Raw genomic sequence first — 22,532 nt, 5'->3', positions numbered from 1 at the left:
GCGGTAGGCTATACAACAGACATGGCCGGCAGCATCCTCCTCGCCGACGACGAAGCAAAGATCCTCAAGACCCTCGGCCGCGCCCTGCGGGACGAGGGTTACGAAGTGACCACGGCGTCGAATGCGCGCGAGGCCGCGCGCTGCCTGAGCGAGCGCGCGTTCGACCTGCTGATCATCGACTTCCTGATGCCGGACCGCACCGGCCTCGACGTAATCCGCGAGCTGGCGGCGTCCACGCCGGAGGCCGAGCGCCCGGCCATCGTGATGATGACCGCGCACGGCAGCATCGAAAGCGCGGTCGAAGCCATGAAACTGGGCGCCCGCGACTACCTGCAGAAGCCCTTCGACGTGGACGAGCTGCTGGTGCTGACCCGCCGCGCCCTCGAGGATCAGCGCGCCCGCACCGGCCTGCGCTACCTGCTCAGCGAGCGCGACGCGGAGTTCGATCACTACGGGATCATCGGGCGCAGCCGGCCGATTCGCGACGTCATCACCCGCGCCGAGATGGTCGCCGAATCCAAGAGCACCGTGCTCGTCACCGGCGAGACCGGCACCGGCAAGGAGCTGGTCGCGCGCGCCATTCACGCCCGCAGCGCGCAGCGCAACATGCCGATGATCAAGGTCAACTGCGCGGCCATCCCCGAGACGCTGCTGGAGTCGGAGCTGTTCGGGCACGTTCGCGGCGCCTTCACCGGCGCCACCTTCACCAAGAAGGGCCGCTTCGCGCTGGCCGAAGGCGGCACCATCTTCCTCGACGAGATCGGCACCATCACGCTGTCGGTCCAGGCCAAGCTGTTGCGCGTCCTGCAGGACCGCGAGTTCGAGCCGCTCGGCGCCGAGCGCACGCAGCGGGTGGACGTCCGCGTGATCGCCGCCACCAATCGCGACCTCCGCCAGCTGGTGTCGGAGGGACGGTTCCTCGAGGACTTGTTCTATCGGCTGAACGTGATCCCGATCGAGATGCCCCCGTTGCGGGAACGGCCGGAGGACATTCCCCTCCTCGTTGACCACTTCGTGCGGCGGTTTGCCGAACGGACCGGGAAGAAGATCGAAGGTGTGGACGAGAAGGCGATGGCGGAGCTCGCCGGCTACGGCTGGCCGGGCAACGTGCGCGAACTGGAGAACACCATCGAGCGCGCCGTCGTCCTCGCCACCAGCACCCGGCTGACGAGCCAATCGGTGTGGCTGATGAGCGCCACCGCGACACCGGCGACGGCGGCGGTCCCGTCCCTCAAGCTCCACCAGAATCTCGAGTGGGCGGAACGGGAAACCATGCGGCGGGCCCTGGAGCAGGCGCGAGGGGTCAAGAAGGACGCCGCCGAGCTGATGGGCATCAGCCAGCGCGCCCTCAGCCACTACCTGGCGAAGCATCGCCTCGAAGGCTGAGCGCCTTACGTCGACCGTAAGCGCTTACGCCGCACGACGGCCCCGGACCACGTTTTGGCCGCTGAGACCCAGCATGGCCCTATGAAGCGCCCCGCCGCCGAGTCGGCATCAGCCTTGCTATAGGTCAAGTCAGGTGACCGCCCTCACGACATTTATTGCAGATTCAGTTGCCGCGGCGGGGACGGCGCTCCTGTTGGGTATGGCAGTGATGCCACCGGCCCAACAGGACCCCGCCGCGGCTTCTGCGCCACGGATCATCGAAGTGGTGGCGAAGAAGTTCGCGTTCGAGCCGGCCCGCATCGAGGTGACCGAAGGCGAGCACATCCGGCTGGTCGTAACCTCGGCCGACGGCGTCCACGGAGTCGCGATCAAGAAGTTCAAGGTCGAAAAGACCGTCCCGCGCGGCGGCACCGCCGTGACAATCGACTTCTTCGCCTTGGCCCCTGGCGAGTTCCCCATCCTCTGTTCCGAATACTGCGGCAAAGGCCACGACGACATGCAGGGCCTGCTCGTAGTCACGACGCGAAAATAAACCCAGGAGAAGGCCATCCATCCATGATTCCGTACCGGCACATCGCGCTGTTTGCCGTCCTCACCATCGGCCTCGCACCTTCGATTGCCTGCGACGAACCCCTGCGGGACGTCGCCGGGCCGACACCGAACCTGCAACCCACGCTCTCGAGCATCCAGCGTGAGATCTTCAGCGCCAGCGACGGCAGCGGCCGCCTGCCCTGTACGCAATGCCACACCTCCGTTGGCCGCACGCCGAGCGGAGGCCTCAACCTCGTCGAGGGGCAGGCCCACCAATCGCTCGTCGGACAGGCCAGCCGCACGAAGGCCGGTGCGATACTGGTGGTACCGGGCGATCCGGAGGGCAGCTACCTGCTCAAGAAACTGGAGGGCGCGCCGGACATCGCCGGCGTGCGCATGCCCCGGAGCAACGGACCGTACCTGACGTCCGGACAGATCAGTATCATTCGCCGCTGGATTCAGCTCGGCGCGAAGAACGACTAGGAGACGCTGTGAGAATCCTTCGACTGTTCATGCTGTGGTTGGGATTTGCCATGGTGGCCGCCGCGCCGGCCCTGGCCCAGACGCCTCCGGGGACACCCCCGGCGGCCGGCGCCCAGGAAGACGATCCGGACCAGGATCCCAACAAGGCGCAGCCCGACTTCGGCCTCGCGACGCTGGCGACCAACTTGCGGCTGCCGCGCCACAAGATGGCATTCCGGATGACGCATCGATTCGCCCGTCCGCTCGGCCAGGGCGACCTGTCGGATCTGGTCGATGATTTCTTCGGGTTCGACTCAGGCGCGCTGATCGGCCTGGAAGTCCGCTACGGCCTGGTGCGAGGCGGACAGATTGGCATCTACCGCACTTCCGATCGCACGATCCAGTTCTTCGGTCAGTACGAACTCAAATCGCAGAGGAACTTTCCCGTGGGCGTCAGCGTCCTCGCCACCGCCGAAGGGACCGACAACTTCCGCGACAGTTACTCGCCGGGAATCGCCGCCGTGATTTCACGCGAGATTGGTGACCGCGCGGCGCTGTACGTGCAGCCGGCCTGGGTCAACAACTCCAATCCGCAGCCGGCCGAGTTGGTTGACGACAACGACACCACCATGGTCGGCCTGGGAGCGCGCGTACGCGTGCGCAAGTCGACGTACCTGGTGTTGGAGGCCACGCCACGGGTGGCCGGCCACGATCCCGGAGCCACCCTGGTGTCGTTCGGCATCGAGCAGCAAGCGGGCGGACACCTGTTCCAGATCAACTTCTCGAACGGGGTTGGAACGACGCTGGCCAACGTCGCACGGGGCGGCAGTTCACACGATGACTGGTATATTGGATTCAATCTGTCGCGGAAGTTCTACTAGGAGTTCACGCAGTATGAAGCAGTCGATCTGGGCCGGAGTGGGCGTGGCCGTGTTGGTCGCCGCCTCAGTGGCAGCTTGCGGTGGTGGCAGTTCGTCGACCCCCACCACCCCGACCGCCACCACCCCGACGCCGACCACACCAACTACCGGTACGCCGAGCGATACGGCCACCATCACTATCGGCGCGAACGGCGCCGTGAGCCCGGCCAGCGTGACGATTGCGCGCGGCGGCCGCGTCACCATCGTGAACAACGACAGCCGCGCCCATGACATGTCGTCCAACCCGCACCCTGAACATACGCAGTGCGTCGAGATCAACCAGATCGGGTTCCTGACGGCGGGACAGCAGCGGACCTCGGGCAACTTCAACACCGCCCGGAGCTGCGGGTTTCACGACCACAACCTGCCCGACAACGCGGGCCTGAAGGGCACGATCATCATTCAGTAGTCGTAAACGCCCTTGCCGGCCTTGCGGCCCAGCCGTCCGTCGCGGACGTGCTGCTCGAGCAGGGGGCAGGGGCGGAACTTCTCGCCGAGCGTCCGGTGCAGGTACTGCAGGATGCTCAGGCGGGTGTCGAGCCCCACCAGGTCCACCAGTTCGAACGGCCCCATCGGGTGGTTCAACCCGAGCTTCAGCGCCTTGTCGATGTCGCGCGCGCTGGCCACGCCTTCCTGCAGCATGTAGAACGCTTCGTTGCCGATCATCGCGTTGATGCGCGAGGTGACGAAGCCCGGTGACTCCCTGACCAGCACCGTCTCCTTCCCCATCTTCGCCGACACCGCTTCCATCACCGCGATCGTCTCGGGCGTGGTCTCGAGCGCCTTCACCACTTCGATCAGCTTCATGCGATGCACGGGGTTGAAGAAGTGCATGCCGCCCATGCGGCCGGGGTTGGCCAGCACCGCGGCCATCTCGGTGATGCTGAGCGCCGAGGTGTTCGAGGCCAGCACGGCGTGGGCCGGCGCCGCCGCTTCCACCTCGCGGAAGAGCGCCAGCTTGAGGTCGATCTTCTCCGGCGCCGCCTCGATCACGATGTCGGCGTCGCGCACGGCGTCAGCGACGACGGTGCACGACCGGAGGCGCGCGCGCATTGACGCCGCCTCATCAGCCGTGACCTTGCCCAACTCGACGCCCTTCTGGATCACGGCGTCGATCGCGGCCTTGCCCTTGTCCAACTGCGCCGGCGAGACATCGTAGAGCGCCGTGGCGTAGCCGGCGGCCATCGCCGCATGCGCAATGCCGTGGCCCATCGTCCCGGCGCCGAGAACCGCAACCGTCTTAACGTCCATCGCAGTCCGGCTTTCGCTTCTCGGTGATGGTGGCTATGCCGTCGAAAGTTCGATACGAGATCTTGTTTGCGTCCATGCTTCGGTCCGACAGGCCTTTCGCAGAAGGATCTCTGTGCCTCTGTGGCCCGTTCGTGATCAGGCCTCCGTCCGAACGTACTCGAAGTCGATCGGCTGCCGGTTGATGCCACGCTGCGGCGGCGCGATGTAGTTGGCGAACTGGCCCGGCTTGTAGACCGGGGTGGCCTGGATGCTGTGGAGGAACTGCTTGTCCTCGGGCGAGGGCAGCCACTCGTACTTCTTGCGCTCCCACTCTTCGGTGGTCAGCGGGTTGCCGTAGGGGTCGAAGTGCTTGCCGGCATAGACACCCACCTTGCGGTGGAACTTGCGCGACGGCAGCACGATGCGGTCCGACATGCCGTGCGCCTCGAGCACGCGCTTGTTCCAGCGATCGACGCCGGCCTGGCAGTCGCCGACGTACCAGTCGCGCAGCACCTCGTTCAGCGCGTTGCGCATCGGCACCTCCTCGCGGATGATGCGGCCGCTGTCGTCCATCATGTCGAGCACGTACATGTTGGCCGCCAGCACGTGGTCGTCGTCGAACTTGTCTTCTTCGGCGCGGCCCTTGAGGCCGTTCGAGAAATAGGCGGCGGCGTTGCTCGACACTTCGCTGCCGTGCAGGTCGAGGCTCTGGCTGAACCAGAAGTTGACGAACTTCTGGATGAGCGGCAGGTCGATGCCGCCGGCCCGGCGGACGTCGCCGGAGAAGCCGGACTCGCGCAGCAACTGGCAGGTGCGCTCGAGGATGCGGGCGATGCCGGTCTCGCCGACGAACATGTGGTGCGCCTCTTCGGTCAGCATGAAGCGCGTGGTGCGCGACAGCGGATCCAGCGAGCTTTCCGACAGCGACAGCAGCTGCGACTTGCCGTCGCGATCGGTGAACATCGTGAAGGCGAAGAAGTCGAGCCAGGTGTCGATCGGCTCGTTGAATGCCTCGAGCATGCGCGGGGTGTCGTCGTTGCCGCTGCGGCGCTCGAGCAGCGCTTCCGCTTCCTCGCGGCCGTCGCGGCCGAAGTGCGAGTGCAGCAGGTAGACCATCGCCCAGAGGTGACGGCCTTCCTCGACGTTCACCTGGAACAGGTTGCGCAGGTCGTAGAGGCTCGGGCAGTGCGCGCCGAGCGACCGCTGCTGCTCCACGCTCGCGGGCTCAGTGTCGCCCTGGATGACGATCAGCCGGCGGAGCTGGTTGCGGAACTCGCCCGGCACTTCCTGCCAGACCGGCTGGCCCTTGAAGTCGCCAAAGCCAATGCGGCGATCGTGCGTCGGCTCGGCCAGGAAGATGCCCCAGCGGTATTCGGGCAGCTTGACGTAGTCGAAGTGCGCCCAGCCCGCGGCGTCGACGCTGACGGCGGTGCGGAGGTAGACCTGGTGGCTGTCCTGGAACCCGGGCGGCCCCATGTCGCGCCACCAATCGAGGTAGGCCGGCTGCCAGTGCTCGAGCGCGCGCAGCAGCCGCTTGTTGTCGGACAGGTTGACGTTATTGGGAATGCGTTCGGCGGAAATCATGGACGCGCCCTCGTGACTAGATCTGCGTAATCTGCGAAATCTGCGTAATCTGCGGCCCTGGCCTTCGGCGTCATCTGCGGCCTACGTCCGCTTGAAGTCGAAAGTCGGCCGGCCTTCGCGGCCGTAGGTCATCAGCGCGCCGCGCTCACCCACCGCGTTGGGCCGCTGGAAAATCCAGTTCTGCCAGGCGGTGAGGCGCCCGAAGATCTTGGTCTCCATCGTTTCCGGTCCGGCGAAGCGCAGGTTGGCCTCCATGCCGGTCAGCGCGTCGGGCGAGAACGCCGCCCGTGCCTCGAGCGCCATGCGCACCTCGTCGTCCCAGTCGATGTCGTCGGGGGCCGAGAACACGAGACCGGCCGCCAGCGCTTCCTGCGCGTCGAACGGGCCGTCGTGCGAGAGCGCCGTGCCCACGGAGTCGGGCTCGCCAAGGAACCGCACCTGCAGGCGCGTGATGCCGTTGCTCATCGGATAGGCGCCGCCGTTCATCACCGACAGTGCGATGGAGTTCGGCTCGTCGGGATGGTCGAGCATGTAGACGCGATCGGCGGCGAGCGCGAGCTCGAAGAGCGTGCCGGCAAACGCGTTGCCCGGCTCGATCAGCGCGAAGAAGCTGCGCGAGGTCAGGTCCACGCGCTTCAGCGTGCGGCGAATCAGGCTGACGATCTCGCGCACGAGCCAGTGGGACTTGTGGGCGTCGAGCGAGGCGTCCACCGCGAGCACCGCCTTCGGGTCGCCCGTGGCGCGCAGCACCACGGTCCCGATCTCCGGCTCGTTGAGCCGCAGCCGCAGCAGCGCGTCGTCCAGTTCGCGGAACGCGCGGATGGCCCACGACTGATCGCCGGCGGCCAGGAATTCATCCGGCGTGGCGGGCTGGGGCGAGTCCGGCGCGGCGATGGTCAGCGCGCACCGCCGCTTGGCGCGATCGATCACCACCTTCACATACTTGTACTGGATAGTGTCGCCGTCGATCGACGGGTTGAGCGGGCCGAGCGTGACGCCGGGGCCCGCCTGCGGCCGGTCGGATTGCGCCGCCAGCTCGTTCGCGCGCCTGGCGACGGCCTCCTGGAACTTGCTGGTGGGATACACCGCGTCGACAAAGCGGCCTTCCACGGCGCGCTTGCCGCGCACGCCTTCGACCAGCGTGCTGAAGTCGTCGGCGAGGTCGCGCCGCACCTTGCGCTTGTCAACGACGCGGGTCAGCCCGCCGGTGCCGGGCAGCACGCCCAGGAGCGGGGTTTCCGGCAGCCCCACCGACGCGCTGCCGTCGTCCACGAGCAGGATCTCATCGCAGGCCAGCGCCAGCTCGTAGCCGCCGCCGGCGCAAATGCCGTTCACGGCGGCCATGAACTTGATGCCGCTGTGGGCGCTCATGTCTTCCATGCCCAGCCGCGTCTCGTTGGTGAACTTGCAGAAGTTCACCTTGAAGGCGTGGCTCGAGGTGCCGAGCATGAAGATGTTGGCGCCGGCGCAGAAGATGCGCGGCTTGAGGCTGGTGAGCACAACCGCGTGGACCTCGGGGTGTTCGAAGCGCAGCCGCTGGAGCACGTCGGCCAACTCGATGTCGACGCCGAGGTCGTACGAATTGAGCTTGAGCTTGTAATCGTTGGGCCGCATGCCGCGGTCTTCGTTCACATCCATGGCGAGCGTCGCGACATTGCCGTCCACGGTCAGCTTCCAGTGCTGGTATTGCGCGGGAGAGGTCTCAAAGGTCACAGACGGGGCCGTCACGGTGTGTTCCACCAGGGCAGTTTACTACGTCCTTAAACGCTCGTTCAAATCGGAAAAACGGAAGCTCGATCGGTTCGACCTGGGCGGGCGGCGGCGGCCCTGCCGCCTGGTTCGCCGGCAGTTCAGTGAGGTAACGGCACCTCGGCGGGAATCTCGACCTCTGTCGAGACGATGGTGAGGTCCACGGCCGTCGACAGGTCGACGACCTGAGGGGGTATCAGCTCACCTGCGGCATTCACGACGACGCGGATGATGGGCGATATCACATCCCCCAATTGCACCTCCTGGACCAGGCCGCCACGGCCGTCGGAGAGCCGGACCGGGGTGCCGGGTGGATACGGGGCTACCGACGACTGAAAGACACTGACCACCTCGCGGTCGAAATCTCGATCGGCGCGGTCCACCACGAAGTCGTAGGCCTCGCGCAGCGGCATGGCCTTGCGGTAGTGCCGATCCGAGGTCAGCGCATCGAACACATCCGCCACGGCCGCGATCCGGGCGAACAAATGAATGGCGGTCCCAGCCAAGCCGTCGGGATACCCGTTACCGAGCCACCGTTCGTGGTGTGATCGCACGACGGCGCGCGAGAGGAGACTGATGCCGTCGGCCTTTGAGAGAATCTCGAAGCCCAGCGTTGGGTGAGCCCGCATTGCGGTCCACTCTTCGCCTGTCAGGGGCCCTGGTTTTCGGAGGATCTCCGGGGGCACGGCCAGCTTGCCGATGTCGTGCAACAGTAGGCCGACCCCGAGTTCCAACAGGCGGTCCTCGATGCCGTCGAAGCGCCGGTGGCCATCGCCATCGGTCCATCCGTACTTCCGCATCACCCGCGAGCCCAGCACGAGGCCGAGGGTGGTTACGGCAAGCGAATGCTTGAGCGTGTAGGAATCGGCGTTGGCGAGGTCGCTGAGCGCGAGCGCCGAGTGGACATTCTGCTCCACGTCCCCGACGATCAGTTCAGCCACCCCCCGCATGTCCCGGACGGTGTCTCTCGATAACGTGCCTCCGGTCGCCAGCGTCTCGGATGCCTCTCGAAGCGCGTCGGCAATCGCTCCCCGCGCCTTCTGCTTGGTGGCCTCGGCTACCATCTCGATCGGCTCGATGCCCGCCGACAGCCCGTCATCGATCCAGACCGCGGTAATCCCCGATCGCACGAGGGACCGCTTATAGCCGTCCGATACCCGGATTCCCGCCCGCAGCAGCGGCAGCGCCTCAGGTCGGGCGAAGATGTCCCGGCCCAGCCGGTCGCCGGCTCGCAGTTCCTCAATGCGTACCAGTCTCATCGAGCCTTGACGAACACGACTCTGCGGATGGTCACGCCTGGCACAGCGGTAGACGCCACAATGAGCTAATCGACCCGTCGCGGCAGACCTTCAGGACTCCGCCGGTGGATGCCACGTGCGGGGCCTACCACATCCCTAAACGCTCGTTCAAATGTATGCTATAACCAGCTTGTCCCCTATGGCCAAGTCAGCCTCGGCGTCGGACCGCCGGACGGAAATCCTTAAGAGCGCCGCCGCCGCGTTCCGCCGGCGCGGCTATCACGGCGCGAGCGTTGACGAAATTGCGTCGGCGCTGGAAATGACCAAGGGCAATCTCTACTACTACTTCAAGAACAAGGAAGAGATTCTCTTCGCCTGCCACGATTACTCGCTGGACCTGCTGCTCACGCTGATGGCCGACGTGCAGGCGGAAACGTCCAGCCCGGACGCCAAGCTGCGCAAGCTGGTGCTCGCCTTCGTGCACCTGATCCTCGACGAACTCCACGGCACCGCCCTCACCCTCGACCCGGAAGCGCTGTCGCCGGTGCTCTTCAAGCGCGTGATCGTCAAGCGCGACCAGTTCGACCAGGGCGTGCGCGCGATCATTCAGCAGGGCATCGACGAGGGGCTGTTCAAGCCCGGCGACCCCAAGCTCATCGAGTTCGCGATGATGGGCGCCATCAACTGGATTCCGAAGTGGTTCGCTCCCGAAGGCCCGGCGACGTCCGATCAGATCGGCGACGCCTTTGTCGACTACCTGGTCGGCGGCCTTCTCAAGAAATAGTCCGGATTTCGCCCTGCTCTATCACGCTGGCGGAATCGCCTCCATCAGGATGCCGACCGCCTTGCGCAGCGCGCGGCCGCCCGGCGCCACGCCCTTGTAGTGCCCCAGCCGGACGATCGCGAGCTGGTGCGACGGGATCATCAGCACCGTCTGGCCACCGACACCCGACATATAGAAGGCTTCCTTCGGCGCGGGGAACGTGCTGTCGCCGTTGATCCAGAACAGACCGCCGTAGATCGGGCGCTGGTCGGCTTCCCAGGCGGGCGCGAGCGTGCGCACGAACCTGGCGTAGCCTTCCGGCAGGATCCGCTCGCCGTTCCACACGCCGTCCTGCAGATACAGGTTGGCAATGCGCGCCCAGTCGCGACCCGAGCCCAGTTCGTAGCCGTGCGTAAGGAAGTTGCCGTACGGATCGGTGTCCATCACCATCGTGCGGATGCCGAGCCGGTCGAACAGCGCCCGCTGCGGGAAGGAATGGTAGTCCTCCTTGCGCTTCTCCACCGCCAGGCGGATCAGGTAGTTGGTCAGCACCGGATCGGTGTTCCGATACCGACCGACCGTATTCGGCGGCCACTGCAGGGGACGCGTCGCGGCGTACTTGTACGAATCAATGCTGCCCGTATAGAGGTAAAGGTGATCGGGATACGGCCCGTTCTCGTCGTAGTCCGGATCCAGCGGCGCGCGGATGCGAAGCCCGCTCGACATGTGGAGGATGTCCATGATGCGGATCTTCGCGCGCGGATCGCCGGGCGCCTGCCACTCGGGAATGGGAGCCGGCTGTTCGAGCGTGTAGACGCCCTGCTTGATCAGCACACCCATCAGCGTGCCGCTGAGGCTCTTCCCCATCGACCAGCTCTCGAGCGGCGTGGCCGGCGTGATGTTGTCGCCGTAGCGTTCGGCGATGATACGCCCCTTGTAGGTGACGACGAAGGCGGCGGTCATGCCGGCTGGGTCGAAGGCCGCGTCAACGGCCTGCTGCACCCTGACCATGTCGACCCCGGCGGGCGCAGCGCCAGTCGGCATCACGTCGCCCATCGGCCAGGGCTGCGTCTTCGGGTCGGGCAGCGCGCTCTTGACGATGGACGGCGTGAAGAACACGTCGGTCTTGCCAATCGGGAGCGTGACGCATCCCTGGCTGCCGACCTGTTTCGCAACCCGCACGGTGCCGTTTGGCATGGTCACTTCGACCGTTCGCCTCGCGCGATCGACCTTCGGCGTGCCGAGCTTCGCGCGCTCGGCGTACGGCGCGGTGAAGTAGCCGACGTTCTCGGCGGCAAACGCCGGATCGAGACCGCTCACGAAGACGGCCGAACACATGATCTTCGCGTAGCCAGAAGCATAGTGTTCCAGCGGGTCTCCCGGCGGCGGCACGTAGGGCGTGTTCAACTCGAGCGACTTGGCGCGGGCCACCAGCAACTGCCGCGCATCAGTCGGCGTCTGCGCGATGGCGGCAACCGCCGACACGGCAATGCCAAGGAGGACGGCCCATGTCTTTGTCATGAGGCCGCATTATAAGACCAGACGCCGCATCCTACTGGGCGGTTTCGCCCGGCTTCAGCTTCAACACCTCAATCCCCGACCCCGCCAGGTGCTGCTCGAGTTGTTCCGGCGTGCCGGTGAGCAGCGGGAACGTCGCGTAGTGCATCGGCACCACCTGTTTCACACCGAGCCATTTCGCGGCGATGGCGGCGGTGTCGGGCCCCATCGTGAAGCGATCGCCTATCGGCAGGAACGCGATGTCAGGCTGGTAGAGCTCGCCGATCATCTTCATGTCGCCGAACAGCGAGGTGTCGCCGGCGAAATAGATGGTCTGTCCGTTCTCGAGCTTGACGATGAAGCCGCCCGGCTCGCCCAGGTAGACGATGCCGTTGTCGTCGAAGCTGCTGCTGTGCCGCGCATCGGTCATGGTGACGCGCAGGCCCTTCACGGTAATCGTGCCGCCCTTGTTCATGGGCTCCATGTTCTGGACGCCCTTGCTGCCCAGCCACGAATAGATCTCCCAGTTGCCGACAACCGTGGCGCCGGTGGACTTGGCCATGGCGGCGGCATCGGTGATGTGGTCGCTGTGGCCGTGGGAGACCAGGATCAGGTCGGCCTTCTTCGGCCGCGCCGATTCCGGAAACGACGGATTGCCGGTGTACCAGGGGTCAAACAGCAGTTCCTTGCCCCCAGGCGTGCGGATGCGGAACGACGAGTGCCCCAACCACGTGATTGCCAGGTTTGCCATCGGGAAACTGTAACCTGTCCACCTTTCAGTTACACTGGAAAGGAGATGATCGAAGCGCCGTTACATTTCGTGAAGCCGGCCGCCGCCGCTGACGCTGCGGCGCCCAAGCGCGAGCCGAAGCCGGAATGGCTCAAGGTCCGGGCGCCGGGGTCGGAGAACTACCTTCGCCTGCGCGGCATCATGCGCGACCTCAAGCTCAACACGGTCTGCGAAGACGCGCACTGCCCCAACATCGGCGAGTGCTGGCACCACGGCACGGCGACCTTCATGATCCTCGGCGACGTCTGCACGCGCGCCTGCACCTACTGCGCGGTGGCGCACGGCAAGCCCGCCACCCTCGACATCGACGAGCCGCGGCGCGTCGGCGAGGCCGTCGAGCAGATGAACCTGAAGTACGCGGTGATCACCTCGGTCGATCGCGACGACCAGCCCGACGGCGGCGCCGGCATCTTCGCGGACACCATCCGCGAGATCAAGCAGCGCCTGCCCGAGTGCCGCGTCGAAGTGCTGATCCCCGACTTCAAGGGCGAGGCCGGCCCGCTCGAAATCGTGCTCAACGCGAAGCCCGACATCCTCAACCACAACACCGAGACCGTGCCGCGCCTGTATCGGGCCGTGCGCTCGGGCGGCAAGTACGCGCGCACGCTCGCACTGCTCGACCGCGCCCGGCACTTCGCGCCCGGCATCCCGACCAAGACCGGGATGATGATGGGGCTCGGCGAGGAACACGAGGAAGTGGTCCAGGTCTTCAAGGATCTCCGCAATGTCGGCGTCTCGATCCTCACGCTTGGGCAGTACCTGCGGCCGTCGAACGACCACGCCGTGATGACGCGGTATTACCACCCGGACGAGTTCCGGGAACTCAAGCGCATTGCGCTCGGCCTCGGGTTCGTCCACGTCGAAGCCGGCCCGCTGGTCCGCAGTTCGTATCACGCGCACGAACAGGCTGACGCCGCTACCGCTGCTCTCGCTCGCTAGTTAAGTCGGCCGTTACGGCCCCGTCGGGTATTGCCGCCCCGTCAAGAGGTGTCGCCCCGACAAGAGGGTTCCCTCCCGTCAGGCTCCTAGCAGGAAACGCACTTGTGATTGTTGATGGCGCCCAGGCTCTCGAGCAACTTGATGGTTTCCGGATACGGCTGCGTCCGCTGCACCGGCCCATTGGCGACATCGATCGTCGTCTGCCCCGCTCGATTGATCTTCTTCACATCCGCGCCCTTTGACACGAGGTAGCGCACCATCTCGGTGTCGCCTCGCGCCGCCGCGTTGTGCACGGTGGTGTTGCCGTCCTGATCGACAACATTCACATCGAGGCCGAGTTCCTCGACGAGGTACTTCACCGCCGGCAGCATGCCGCTCGGCGAATGATGGTGCGAGTTCCCGGCAAAGCCCATGGCGTAGCCCGGTCCCGCGGCGGCCAGCAGAGGCGACGCACCGGGACCACCGATCGGGACCACCGGCAGGCCGGACTTGTCGGTGCCCGCAGCCGGATCCTCAGGCCCCCGGCGCGAGAACAGCTTGATGGTGGGGATGAGCGGATCGGCGCCATACGACACCAGCAGCTTCATAGCCGCCACGTCCGCGGCATAGGCGGCGCGCCAGAACGGGGTCGCTCCCACTTCGTCCACGCCGGACTGATCGAAGTTGTAGCCGGAGTACCACACCTTTCGACGCACGCGGACATTGGGATCGGCGCCCTTGTCGAGCAACAGCTTCATCACATCCAAGTAGCCGCGCGACTGCTGCAGGTGAGCGCGCGGCTGGGGGTACGCCGCAATCGGCGCCCACTGCACGTTGAGCGTGGCGTAGAGCGGCGACACGCCGGCATCGCTCACCAAGTTCGGGTTGGCGCCCTTGTCCACGAGGTAGGCCGCGACATCGAAGTGCCCGTTGATGAGCGCGACCAGCAATGGCGTCGCCCGGTCGCCGGGACTGGGTGCATTCACATCGACCCCGCCTTCGGCCAGCGCGCGCACCGCGTTGGCGCTGCCCTGCCGGACGGCGAAGTGCAACGCGGTGAGCCCGCCCTGCGCGCCAATCAACTCGTTGTAACGATAGCCGCGCGTGACGCCGGGCACGTCCACGCGTGGCGCCGGGCCCCCGGCCGCTGGACCGCGACCTTCGCCATCGATCGGCGCGGTGAGCGCCTTCAGGTCCACCACGGTCGACGCCATTTTCGCGTCGGCGCCCTTGGCCAGCAAAAGGCGGACGACGTCGGCGCGGTCGAGGCCGGCGGCCACCATCAGCGCGGTTTGCCCGTAGGTCTTCTCCTTGGCGTTGATGTCGGCGCCCACTTCGACCAGGCGCGTCACCGTTTCGGTGTTGCCGGACCGCGCCGCCAGCATCAGCGGCGTCGCCCCCGTCGTCGTCGTGAGATTCGGCTCGGAGCCCGCGACAATCAACGCGGCGGCCACTCGCGCCTGCCCGCCCTGGGTGGCGAGGTGCAGCGCGGTGATGCCGCCCAGGCGCGTGGTGGCGCGCACGTTGGCCCCGGCCGCCAGCAGCATCTGGGTCATCGCCACGTCGCCGTTGGTCGCGGCCCAGTGGAGGGCGGTCATGCCGTCGCCTTGCGCGGCGTTGACGTCGGCGCCCTGCTTGAGGAGGGCCTTCACCGTGGCGGCATCACCGCTCTTGGCGGCGTCAGCAACGGTGGTATCGGCGTGGAGGCCGACCGCGAGGGCCAACGCGATACAGCCGGTCGCAACGGTCCGCCTAAAGGCGGACGCCACATTGAGCGTCTGCCCAAGCCCCAAGCCCCAGGCCCCAAGCCCCTTCTTCATGACTTCACCGCGTTCACGTCGAGGGCGGCGGTGCTGTCGCCGAACTGGTTGAGGTCAACGCCGAGGCCGCGCAGCGCCGTCAGCATGGCGTTGGCCATCGGCGTGCCGTCTTCGGCGCGGACGTGACGGTTGCCCTTGAGGGCGCCACCGGCGTGGCCGGCGAAGAACAGCGGGCAGCGCTTGTGGTTGTGGAGGTTCGAGTTGCCCATCGCCGACCCGTAGATCACGAGCGAGTTGTCGAGCACGTTGCCGTCGCCGTCGGGAATGCGCTTCAGCTTCTCGAGCAGGTACGGCACCAAGCCGACGTGATACGTGTTGATCTTCTGGAAGTCGGTGATGCGCTCGTCGCGATCGAGGTGGTGCGAACCGGTGTGGAACGCGGCCGTCGAGCCGCTGCCGGGGAAGACCCGATTCGACACGTCGCGGCTGAACTTGAACGAGAAGATGCGCGTGGTGTCGGCGGCGAAGGCCACCGCCTGCAGGTCGAACATCAGCTTGACGTGCTCTTCGAACGAATCCGGAACGCCGACCGGCGCCCCTGGCAGCTCCCGAGGCTCGCCGGTCTTGTTGGCGCTCTCCACCTTCTGGATGCGCCGCTCGATCTCGCGCACGTCCTCCAGGTAATCCGCGAGGCGGGCGCGATCGGCGGGACCCAGGCGGCGCCGCAGGTCGGCCACCGATTCCGACACCCAGTCGAGGATGCTCTGGTCGTCGCGACGACGGGCGCGGCGCGCTTCGGGGGTGGCGCCCACGCCGAACAGCTGATCGAACACCGCGCGGGGATCGCGAATCATCGGCAGCGGATCGGTGGGCGACGCCCAGCTGATGGTGTCGGTGTAGACGCAGGAGTAGTTGTAGGAGCAGCCGCCGGCCTGATCGACGTTCTCGATGCACAACTGCATCGACGGGATCGGCGTGGCCTGGCCGGACGTCTGCGCGTAGATCTGATCGAACGAGGTGCCGGCGAACACGTCGGAGCCCTGTGTCTGCTTCGGCTTCGACTGGGTCAGGAACACCGCGGCGGTGCGGAAGTGATCGGCGCCAATCTCGGGCGCCGCGAAGGCCTCGGCGTTGCGCGCGTCGGTGTTGCTGACAATCGTCAGGTAATCGCGATAGGGCTCGAGCGACTTCATCGCCGTCGGGCTGAGGTCAAAGGCGCTGCCCGTGTCCGCGGGCGCCCACATGTTCTTCTTGATGCCGAAGGTGGTGCTGCCGGCGGCGCCGTGCACCATCTCCATGGCGATCAGCCGGACCGGACGCTTGCCGGCCTGGGCGAACGCGGTGCCGGCCGGGGTCATGGCCTCGAGGAACGGCAGGGCGACGCTGGCGCCCATGCCTTTGAGGACGGCGCGACGGGACAAGTGCTGCTTGGTAATGAACATGATTATTCCTGCCGTGCCTGAGCGGAAGCCGGGGCCATCGTCGTGGTTGAAGGTTCCGAGGCTTGCGCGCGGGCCATCTGGAACGCACTCGACTGGATGACGCCGTTCACAAACGCGCTCATCCGGTAGTTCTGCGCCTCGGCGGCGCGAATGACCTTGCGCACGGCCGGCATGTCGGCGGCTTCGATGCGGCGGCCCAGCGCGTAGGTCATGAAGCTGCGCGTGAAACTGAGAAGGAACGCGTCCTTGTGACGCAACACCGCAGCACGCAAGCCGGCGGGGCCGTCGATTTTGGTGCCATCGAAGAGGACGCCCGAGGCATCCACGACCGCGCCGCCGTCTTTCACGCGCCATTTGCCGGTGGCGTCGAAGGGCTCGAGCGCGAGGCCGAGTGGGTCGATCACGCGGTGGCACGAGGTGCAGGCCGGGTTGCTGCGGTGCTGCTCCATCCGCTGGCGCACCGACAGCGCCGCGCCCGTGTCGGTGGTGCCCTTGGTCTCTTCGAGAGCCGGCACGTTGGGCGGCGGTGGTGGCGGCGGCGACCCGAGCAGCACTTCCATCACCCACTTGCCGCGCATGACCGGCGAGGTGCGATCGGCGATGGAGGTGAGCGTGAGCACGCTGCCGTGGCCCAGAATGCCGCGGCGTTCCTCGGGCACGGGCACGCGGCGGAAGGCCGGGCCGGTGACGTTGGGGATGCCGTAGTGGCGCGCCACACGCTCGTTGGCGAACGTGTAGTCGGCGGTCAGCAGCTCGAACAGGCTGCGATCCTCGCGGACCAGGCTGTCGAAGAACAGCTCGGTCTCTTTCTTGAGCGCGAGGGACAGCGTCCGGTCGGAATACGGATACAGGATCGGATCCGGTATCACGCGTTCCAGATCCTGCAGACGCAGCCACTGCGCGGCGAACCTGGTCGCCAGCGCATCCGCGCGCGGTGACGCCAGCATGCGGCGCGCCTGCTTCGTCAAGGCACCCGGCAGGCTGAGGCCGCCACGGCCGGCCAGCTTCAGCAGTTCGGAATCGGGACCGGTCCCCCACAGGAAGAACGACAGCCGCGAGGCCAATTCGTAGTCGGCAAGCCGATAGTTGCTGGTGGCCAGGCGCGCCGGCTGCTCTTCCACCCGGAGCAGGAACTGCGGGCTGGCGAGCACGGCTTCGAGCGCCTTCGTGATCCCGAACTCGAAGTTCTTCTCCTTGCGGCCGCGGGCATAGAACGACAGCAGCCGTACCAGGTCCTTCTCAGCCACCGGTCTCCGGAACGCGTGCGTGGCGAGGCCGCGCACGATCTGCGCGGCGCAGACGTCTTCATCGGCCGCCGACATCGGCCGGCACGTGAACACCTGGCGCCGGCTCGGCGTATCCGACACGCCGGTCACCTTGTGCGGCCCGACGACACTCAGGCTACGCAAGTGCGGCAGCGTGGTGATGCCAAAGGCGGTGCCGATCTCGGTATCCGCCATCGTGTGATCGATCGGCGCGATCAGGTCGTTGATCAGGCCTTCGTAGCGCTGAATGAACGCCGCGGTCACGCGATGCGGGCCGGCCTTGACACTGAGCGGCGCGGTCTTGACGGTGAGGCCGGTCTTCTCCTCGCTCATCTTCGGGTCGATGGTGAACACCGCGAGCCGGGCACCGTCCAGCGACACTTCGATCTGCTCACCGGTGACCGTGTTGCCAAACAGGAACCCGAGCGGCTCAGCGAAAAAGTCGAGGCTGAACACGTACTCGCCGTCCGCCGGGAAGATGTGCTCCACTGAAATGCCGCCGCGCGTGCCGGGCGGCGCGCCGTCCACACGTTCCATCTGCGACGCGGTCTTGGGCAGCTTGAAGGTGGCCTGGGTCGCGGTGCTCTCAGGGTCGCCGATGGCGAGCATGGCGATGCGGCTGGCGGCGCGCAGGTAGCCTTCCATCAAGGTCGGCGAGAAGGTCTGCACGTCGGCGACGTTGTCGAAGCCGTCGCTGATGGTGTCGGCGGGCAGGAACGCGGTGACGTCGACGTCGAGGCCGAGCAGGTATTTGATCTCGCGCGCGTACTCGGCGCGGTTCAGGCGCTGGAAGGGACGCCAGCCGGGATTCGGATCCGCGGCGGCGATGGCATCCATCCGCGACTCGAGCGCGCCCACCAACTGCGCCATCACGGCGTCCGCCGGCCGCTTGGCGCCGCTCGGCGGCATCATGCCGGCGCGCAGCTTGTGAATCATCTTCTCGGTGACGTCGCGGTGATCGGAGGCCCGCTTGGTGTCCCACCCCGCCAGTGACAGCCCGCCGGCCTTGCCGCGCTCGCTATGGCAGGTCGCGCAGTATTGCGACACCACCTCGACCTGCGTCGTTGCCGGCATGGCCACGGCGTGCGACGCGGCGGGCGTCGGGATGGGCTTTGCGGGGGTCTGTTCCCGGGCGGCCAGGGGCAGCGCGAGGAGACACACCAATATCGGAATCGAGAGAAGGCGCTTCACTGCCGCAGGAGTATAGGACGTTTAAGGTGCCTAGGGGTGCCTAGGGGTGCCTGAGGTGCCTAGGGTGCGGAATTCCTCTTGACTTACTTCATGTAAGATCGATAATCACTGCCGTGAGCGAGATACTGCCAAAGTTTTCGACCACCGAACGCCTGATTGTCGAACTGCTGGCCCACCAAGGCGAGTTGTTCGGCCTGCAAATGGTTGAGCAATCCGGCGGCCAGCTGAAGCGCGGCACGGTCTATGTGACGCTCGGCCGGATGCACGAAAAGGGCTACCTCGAGTCGCGCCAGGAGGCCATGCCCGAAGGCGCCATCGGCCTGCCCCGACGGCTCTATCGCCCCACCGGGTTGGCCATGCGCGTGCTGGCCGCCTGGCAGGCGGCCGAGTCGTCTTTCGCGGCCAACGCAGAGCCGCAGGGAATCTGATGATGCCTGGTAGCCGACAGCTCGCGTTCGCGCGCCTCTGGTTCTCGCCAACGGTCGTCGCGAACGTGTTTGAGCCACTAGTGGCTGACTGGCAACGCGAGTGGCACGATAGCCCGGCGCCACGCCGTCCCTGGGCCACAGCTCGAGGCCTGGCGGCATTCGTTTGCGCGGCGATTGTCTCAAGCCCGCACCTGGTCAGCACTCCTGCGCCGTCTACCGTCACGGATCGCGTGGTGAGGAGGATTGCCGGCATCACGCTCACGATCGCAGTCATCCTGGCCATTCAAATGTCGATGCAGATCGACAATGTCTGGTCGCTCGGACTGCTGAATCTCGCAATCTTGCCCTCGACCATGACGTCGGTGTTCCCGTTCGCGATGGTCGCGGCTGTCGACGCCATTCGCCGCTACGAACCACTTCCCGAACACGTGCAACGGGCCACCGCGCTCAAGCTCGGCATAGTGGCCTTCGCGTTGATGATGCTTTTCTGTGGCTGGGTCGTTCCGGCGTCGAACCAGGTCTGGCGCGTGGCGGTTGCGAGGGAAGGGCGCCATGGCTACCCCGCGCCTGGCCTCCGTGAGCTTTCCACTTCCGCGCTCATCGCCGATCCGTCGAGGGCGTCTGCGGCGACGCGTTTCAACCGCGCGGGTTATGTCCGCAAGGAGCTGAACCAGCGCGCCGTGCTGGCGATACTGCCAGTGCTCCTGTTGTGGCTGCGATGGGTCGGGCTCGAGCGGCCGCGTAACCACCGTTACTCGCCTGTGCCGGCCAGCGTCGCGACCATCGCCGCTTACGCCGCATTCTACGGCCTCTTTTTTTCGGGACTCAGTTTCGAGAACCGGCTTGATTTGCTGCCGGGCACCGGACTCTGGCTGCCGGTTGTCGGATTCGGAACGATGGGCCTCCTTCAGCAATCGCGGTCAAGACGACTCGAGGCGCGGGCGTGACGCGCCTGCTCGCACTTGCGACGTGGCTGTGCGGTGAATCCTCAGGACGGCAGGTCTTCGAGCCGCTGCTCGCGGATTGGGACCGCGAACTTCGCCACGCGCATTCATCCTCTGCTCGCGCGGCGGTCATCGCGCGCGGCTCTCTCGCGTTCATGTTGACGGTGGCGAGCTGCGGACTGCGGCACGCGCTCACGGAGGACACCGGTATGTGGAAGTACAGCCTGCTCGCGTTGGCCACGGCGATGGGCCTGGGCATTGCGTCCGAGATGGCCATCGTCAATGCGCGCGCGACCGGCGCCGACTTTCCGGCAGACGTGTTGCTGGAACTCGCCCTGCGCAGCGCAGTCGTCACCGCGTTCGCGACGGCGTTGCTGCCCGCCCTGTTCCTGTTGCGGCGTGACGCGCGAGTCACCGGCCGAACGGCCACGCTCTGGCTGGCAGCCGGAGCGCTCTTCACCGCAGCGGCGATCGTCGTGCTACCAAGCCCCGATGGCTATCAGCTCACCGCAGAACAGAACGAGCGGATGTACCAGAGATCCCTCGCCAACGATCGTGCCGGCCGCTACCAATATCCTGGCTCCGTCTACCGGCACCTTCGCGAGCCATCAACCCCAGAGACCCGCCGAGCCAGCTACGAGAAGTTCCTCACGTGGGCCGAGACCCAACGGGTCGATCACCCGGAGCCCACACCGTGGCAGCGCCTGCTGCGATCGAGCTTGCCGATGCTCGCGGTGCTGTTCGGGATCATCGGCTGGAACCTGGCCGGCGTGCTCCGGCCCACCGTGATGCGCGCGTTCGTGTGGTGGGGTGTCGCGTGGTTCGCGATGCTAGCCATGGATGGCCGCATCGCCTCGATCTTCAGGGTAGCGAACTTCCGGCGGCCGGCGTGGTGGGTGCTGCCGCTGATGACCGGGCTTGCTGCGCTCGCTGTTACGATCGCAAGCACCCGCCGGCACCGCGGCACCAACCCCTTAGGCACCCCAGGCACTCTTCGCACCCAAGGCACCGGCTGGTTTCTAAACTTTCCGTTTAGGTTTATAAACGTGCGTCGCCTGGCCGAAGAACATCTCGGCCGCCTCCATCACCGTCTCCGACAGCGTCGGATGCGGGTGGATGGTGAGCTTCACGTCTGACGCGGTGGCGCCCATCTCGATCGCCAGCACGCCCTCGGCGATCAACTCGCCCGCGCCCGATCCGACGATGCCGACGCCGAGAATGCGCTCGGTCTCCGGCTCGATCAGGAGCTTGGTCATGCCGTCGGTGCGATCGATGGCAATCGCGCGGCCTGAGGCCGGCCACGGGAACTTGGCCACGTCCACCTTGATGCCCTGCTTCTCGGCATCGGCTTCCGTGAGGCCCGCCCACGCGATTTCCGGATCAGTGAAGACGACCGCGGGAATCGCCGCGGGTTCGAACACCGCCTTGTGGCCCTCGATGGCCTCCACGGCGACGCGCGCCTCGTGCGACGCCTTGTGCGCGAGCATCGGCTCGCCCGCCACGTCGCCGATGGCGAAGATGGTCGGCTCGGCGGTGCGGCGCTGGCCGTCGGTCTCGATGAAGCCCTTGGCGTCAACCTTGACCTTGGTCTTGTTCAGGCCCGCGATAGTGGCATTCGGACGCCGGCCAATCGACACCAGCACGTAATCGTAGGTGGCTTCCTTCGGCGCGCCCTCGCCTTCGAACGAGACCGTGACCGCGTCCTTCGACGCCTTCATCGACGTCACCTTGGTCGAGACCATCACCTTGTCGTAGATCTTCTCGATGCGCTGCGACAGGAACTTCACCAGGTCGCGGTCGGCGCCGGGCAGCAGCCCGGGCGTCATCTCGACCACCGACACCCTGGTGCCGAGCGCCGCGTAGACCGAGCCCAGCTCCAACCCGATGTAGCCGCCGCCGACGACGAGCATGGTCTTCGGGATTTCCGGCAGGTCCAGCGCGGTGGTCGAATCCAGCACGCGCGGCGAGTCGATCGACAGCGACGGGATCTTCGTCGGCGTCGAGCCGGTCGCCACGATCATGTAGTCAACGGTGATGGTCTCTTCCCCGCCATCCGCCTTCTTCACCTGGATGGTCTTGGCATCGACAATCGACGCCCAGCCCTGGACGTAGTTCACCTTGCGAAACTTCGACACCTGGCCGGTGCCGCTGGTCAGCTTCTCGACGACGCGGTTCTTGTAGTCGCGGAGCTTGTTGACGTCAATCTTCGGCGCGCCGAAGTCGATGCCCCAGTCCGTGGCGTGCTTCGCCTCGTCCAGCACCTTGGCGACGTGCAGCAGCGCCTTGGACGGAATGCAGCCGCGGTACAGGCACACGCCGCCCGGGTTCTTCTCGTTGTCGATGAGGGTGACTCGCAGACCCAGGTCCGCGGCGTAAAACGCTGCGGCGTAGCCTCCCGGCCCGGCGCCGATTACTGCAACGTGATGCGCCACGG

General features: G+C 66.3%; 20 protein-coding genes. 10 read left to right on the top strand and 10 right to left on the bottom strand.

The window, feature by feature from the left end; translation table 11 throughout:
* The first annotated feature begins 21 nt into the window (after nucleotides 1-21).
* The 5 genes from WC815_06620 to WC815_06600 all read left to right on the top strand — a co-directional run bounded on the left by WC815_06620 (nucleotide 22) and on the right by WC815_06600 (nucleotide 3,708).
* Entirely contained in the window at nucleotides 22-1,386 is a 1,365-nt protein-coding gene (locus WC815_06620) for a sigma-54 dependent transcriptional regulator (GenBank protein MFA5908429.1), read from the top strand.
* A 133-nt stretch (nucleotides 1,387-1,519) separates the two neighbouring features.
* Nucleotides 1,520-1,918: a cupredoxin domain-containing protein gene (locus WC815_06615; protein MFA5908428.1), complete on the top strand. Its 399-nt coding sequence runs from the start codon at nucleotides 1,520-1,522 to the stop codon at nucleotides 1,916-1,918.
* A 23-nt stretch (nucleotides 1,919-1,941) separates the two neighbouring features.
* Nucleotides 1,942-2,400, top strand: a complete 459-nt coding sequence (locus tag WC815_06610) for a hypothetical protein (GenBank protein ID MFA5908427.1) — start codon at nucleotides 1,942-1,944, stop codon at nucleotides 2,398-2,400.
* An 8-nt stretch (nucleotides 2,401-2,408) separates the two neighbouring features.
* Nucleotides 2,409-3,260 (top strand): DUF5777 family beta-barrel protein, encoded by an 852-nt coding sequence (locus WC815_06605; GenBank protein MFA5908426.1) that lies wholly within the window; start codon nucleotides 2,409-2,411, stop codon nucleotides 3,258-3,260.
* 13 nt (nucleotides 3,261-3,273) lie between these two features.
* Nucleotides 3,274-3,708, top strand: a complete 435-nt coding sequence (locus tag WC815_06600) for a hypothetical protein (GenBank protein ID MFA5908425.1) — start codon at nucleotides 3,274-3,276, stop codon at nucleotides 3,706-3,708.
* Here the strand turns inward: WC815_06600 and WC815_06595 are convergent.
* The 4 genes from WC815_06595 to WC815_06580 all read right to left on the bottom strand — a co-directional run bounded on the left by WC815_06595 (nucleotide 3,702) and on the right by WC815_06580 (nucleotide 9,121).
* Entirely contained in the window at nucleotides 3,702-4,550 is an 849-nt protein-coding gene (locus WC815_06595) for a 3-hydroxyacyl-CoA dehydrogenase NAD-binding domain-containing protein (GenBank protein MFA5908424.1), read from the bottom strand. The genes WC815_06600 and WC815_06595 overlap by 7 nt on opposite strands.
* Before the next feature lie 135 nt (nucleotides 4,551-4,685).
* Complete coding sequence (gene boxB / locus WC815_06590) at nucleotides 4,686-6,113, bottom strand: benzoyl-CoA 2,3-epoxidase subunit BoxB (GenBank protein MFA5908423.1); 1,428 nt, start codon at nucleotides 6,111-6,113, stop codon at nucleotides 4,686-4,688.
* 81 nt (nucleotides 6,114-6,194) lie between these two features.
* A complete protein-coding gene (gene boxC / locus WC815_06585; GenBank protein MFA5908422.1) occupies nucleotides 6,195-7,853 on the bottom strand; it encodes a 2,3-epoxybenzoyl-CoA dihydrolase in 1,659 nt (552 codons plus the stop codon).
* Nucleotides 7,854-7,963: 110 nt separating this feature from the next.
* Entirely contained in the window at nucleotides 7,964-9,121 is a 1,158-nt protein-coding gene (locus WC815_06580; GenBank protein MFA5908421.1) for an HD-GYP domain-containing protein, read from the bottom strand.
* A 178-nt stretch (nucleotides 9,122-9,299) separates the two neighbouring features.
* On the opposite strand from WC815_06580, the gene WC815_06575 reads away from it, so the two are divergent.
* Nucleotides 9,300-9,884, top strand: coding sequence for a TetR/AcrR family transcriptional regulator (locus WC815_06575; GenBank protein MFA5908420.1), 585 nt, complete (start codon nucleotides 9,300-9,302; stop codon nucleotides 9,882-9,884).
* Nucleotides 9,885-9,905: 21 nt separating this feature from the next.
* Here WC815_06575 and WC815_06570 read toward each other — a convergent pair whose 3' ends face one another.
* Nucleotides 9,906-11,384: a serine hydrolase gene (locus WC815_06570; GenBank protein ID MFA5908419.1), complete on the bottom strand. Its 1,479-nt coding sequence runs from the start codon at nucleotides 11,382-11,384 to the stop codon at nucleotides 9,906-9,908.
* A gap of 31 nt (nucleotides 11,385-11,415) precedes the next feature.
* The gene (locus WC815_06565) at nucleotides 11,416-12,111 is read right to left on the bottom strand and encodes a metal-dependent hydrolase (protein MFA5908418.1); all 696 of its coding nucleotides are present in this window, start codon (nucleotides 12,109-12,111) and stop codon (nucleotides 11,416-11,418) included.
* Between the two features lie 45 nt (nucleotides 12,112-12,156).
* On the opposite strand from WC815_06565, the gene lipA reads away from it, so the two are divergent.
* Nucleotides 12,157-13,089 (top strand): lipoyl synthase, encoded by a 933-nt coding sequence (lipA, locus tag WC815_06560; protein MFA5908417.1) that lies wholly within the window; start codon nucleotides 12,157-12,159, stop codon nucleotides 13,087-13,089.
* 86 nt (nucleotides 13,090-13,175) lie between these two features.
* Here lipA and WC815_06555 read toward each other — a convergent pair whose 3' ends face one another.
* Genes WC815_06555 through WC815_06545 form a run of 3 tightly spaced genes read right to left on the bottom strand, consistent with a single transcriptional unit; the run spans nucleotide 13,176 to nucleotide 18,726 of the window.
* A complete protein-coding gene (locus tag WC815_06555; GenBank protein ID MFA5908416.1) occupies nucleotides 13,176-14,888 on the bottom strand; it encodes an ankyrin repeat domain-containing protein in 1,713 nt (570 codons plus the stop codon).
* Entirely contained in the window at nucleotides 14,885-16,270 is a 1,386-nt protein-coding gene (locus WC815_06550) for a DUF1552 domain-containing protein (protein ID MFA5908415.1), read from the bottom strand. Before WC815_06550 ends, WC815_06555 begins: the two co-directional genes overlap by 4 nt.
* 2 nt (nucleotides 16,271-16,272) lie before the next feature.
* Nucleotides 16,273-18,726, bottom strand: a complete 2,454-nt coding sequence (locus tag WC815_06545) for a DUF1592 domain-containing protein (protein MFA5908414.1) — start codon at nucleotides 18,724-18,726, stop codon at nucleotides 16,273-16,275.
* Between the two features lie 113 nt (nucleotides 18,727-18,839).
* Here WC815_06545 and WC815_06540 point away from each other — a divergent pair, with 113 nt between their 5' ends.
* The 3 genes from WC815_06540 (at nucleotide 18,840) to WC815_06530 (ending at nucleotide 21,234) form a co-directional block, all read left to right on the top strand.
* A complete protein-coding gene (locus tag WC815_06540; GenBank protein ID MFA5908413.1) occupies nucleotides 18,840-19,154 on the top strand; it encodes a PadR family transcriptional regulator in 315 nt (104 codons plus the stop codon).
* 233 nt (nucleotides 19,155-19,387) lie between these two features.
* A complete protein-coding gene (locus WC815_06535; GenBank protein MFA5908412.1) occupies nucleotides 19,388-20,101 on the top strand; it encodes a hypothetical protein in 714 nt (237 codons plus the stop codon).
* Nucleotides 20,098-21,234, top strand: a complete 1,137-nt coding sequence (locus WC815_06530) for a hypothetical protein (protein MFA5908411.1) — start codon at nucleotides 20,098-20,100, stop codon at nucleotides 21,232-21,234. Before WC815_06535 ends, WC815_06530 begins: the two co-directional genes overlap by 4 nt.
* On the opposite strand, the gene lpdA is transcribed toward WC815_06530, so the two are convergent.
* Nucleotides 21,118-22,530 carry a dihydrolipoyl dehydrogenase gene (lpdA, locus tag WC815_06525; protein ID MFA5908410.1) on the bottom strand — a complete coding sequence of 471 codons (1,413 nt, stop codon included), beginning with the start codon at nucleotides 22,528-22,530 and terminating at the stop codon, nucleotides 21,118-21,120. The genes WC815_06530 and lpdA overlap by 117 nt on opposite strands.
* Nucleotides 22,531-22,532: the final 2 nt, after the last annotated feature.

Source organism: Vicinamibacterales bacterium (assembly GCA_041659285.1).
Taxonomy (GTDB): Bacteria; Acidobacteriota; Vicinamibacteria; order Vicinamibacterales; family UBA2999; genus 12-FULL-67-14b.
This window is presented reverse-complemented; position numbering and strand designations above follow the sequence as displayed.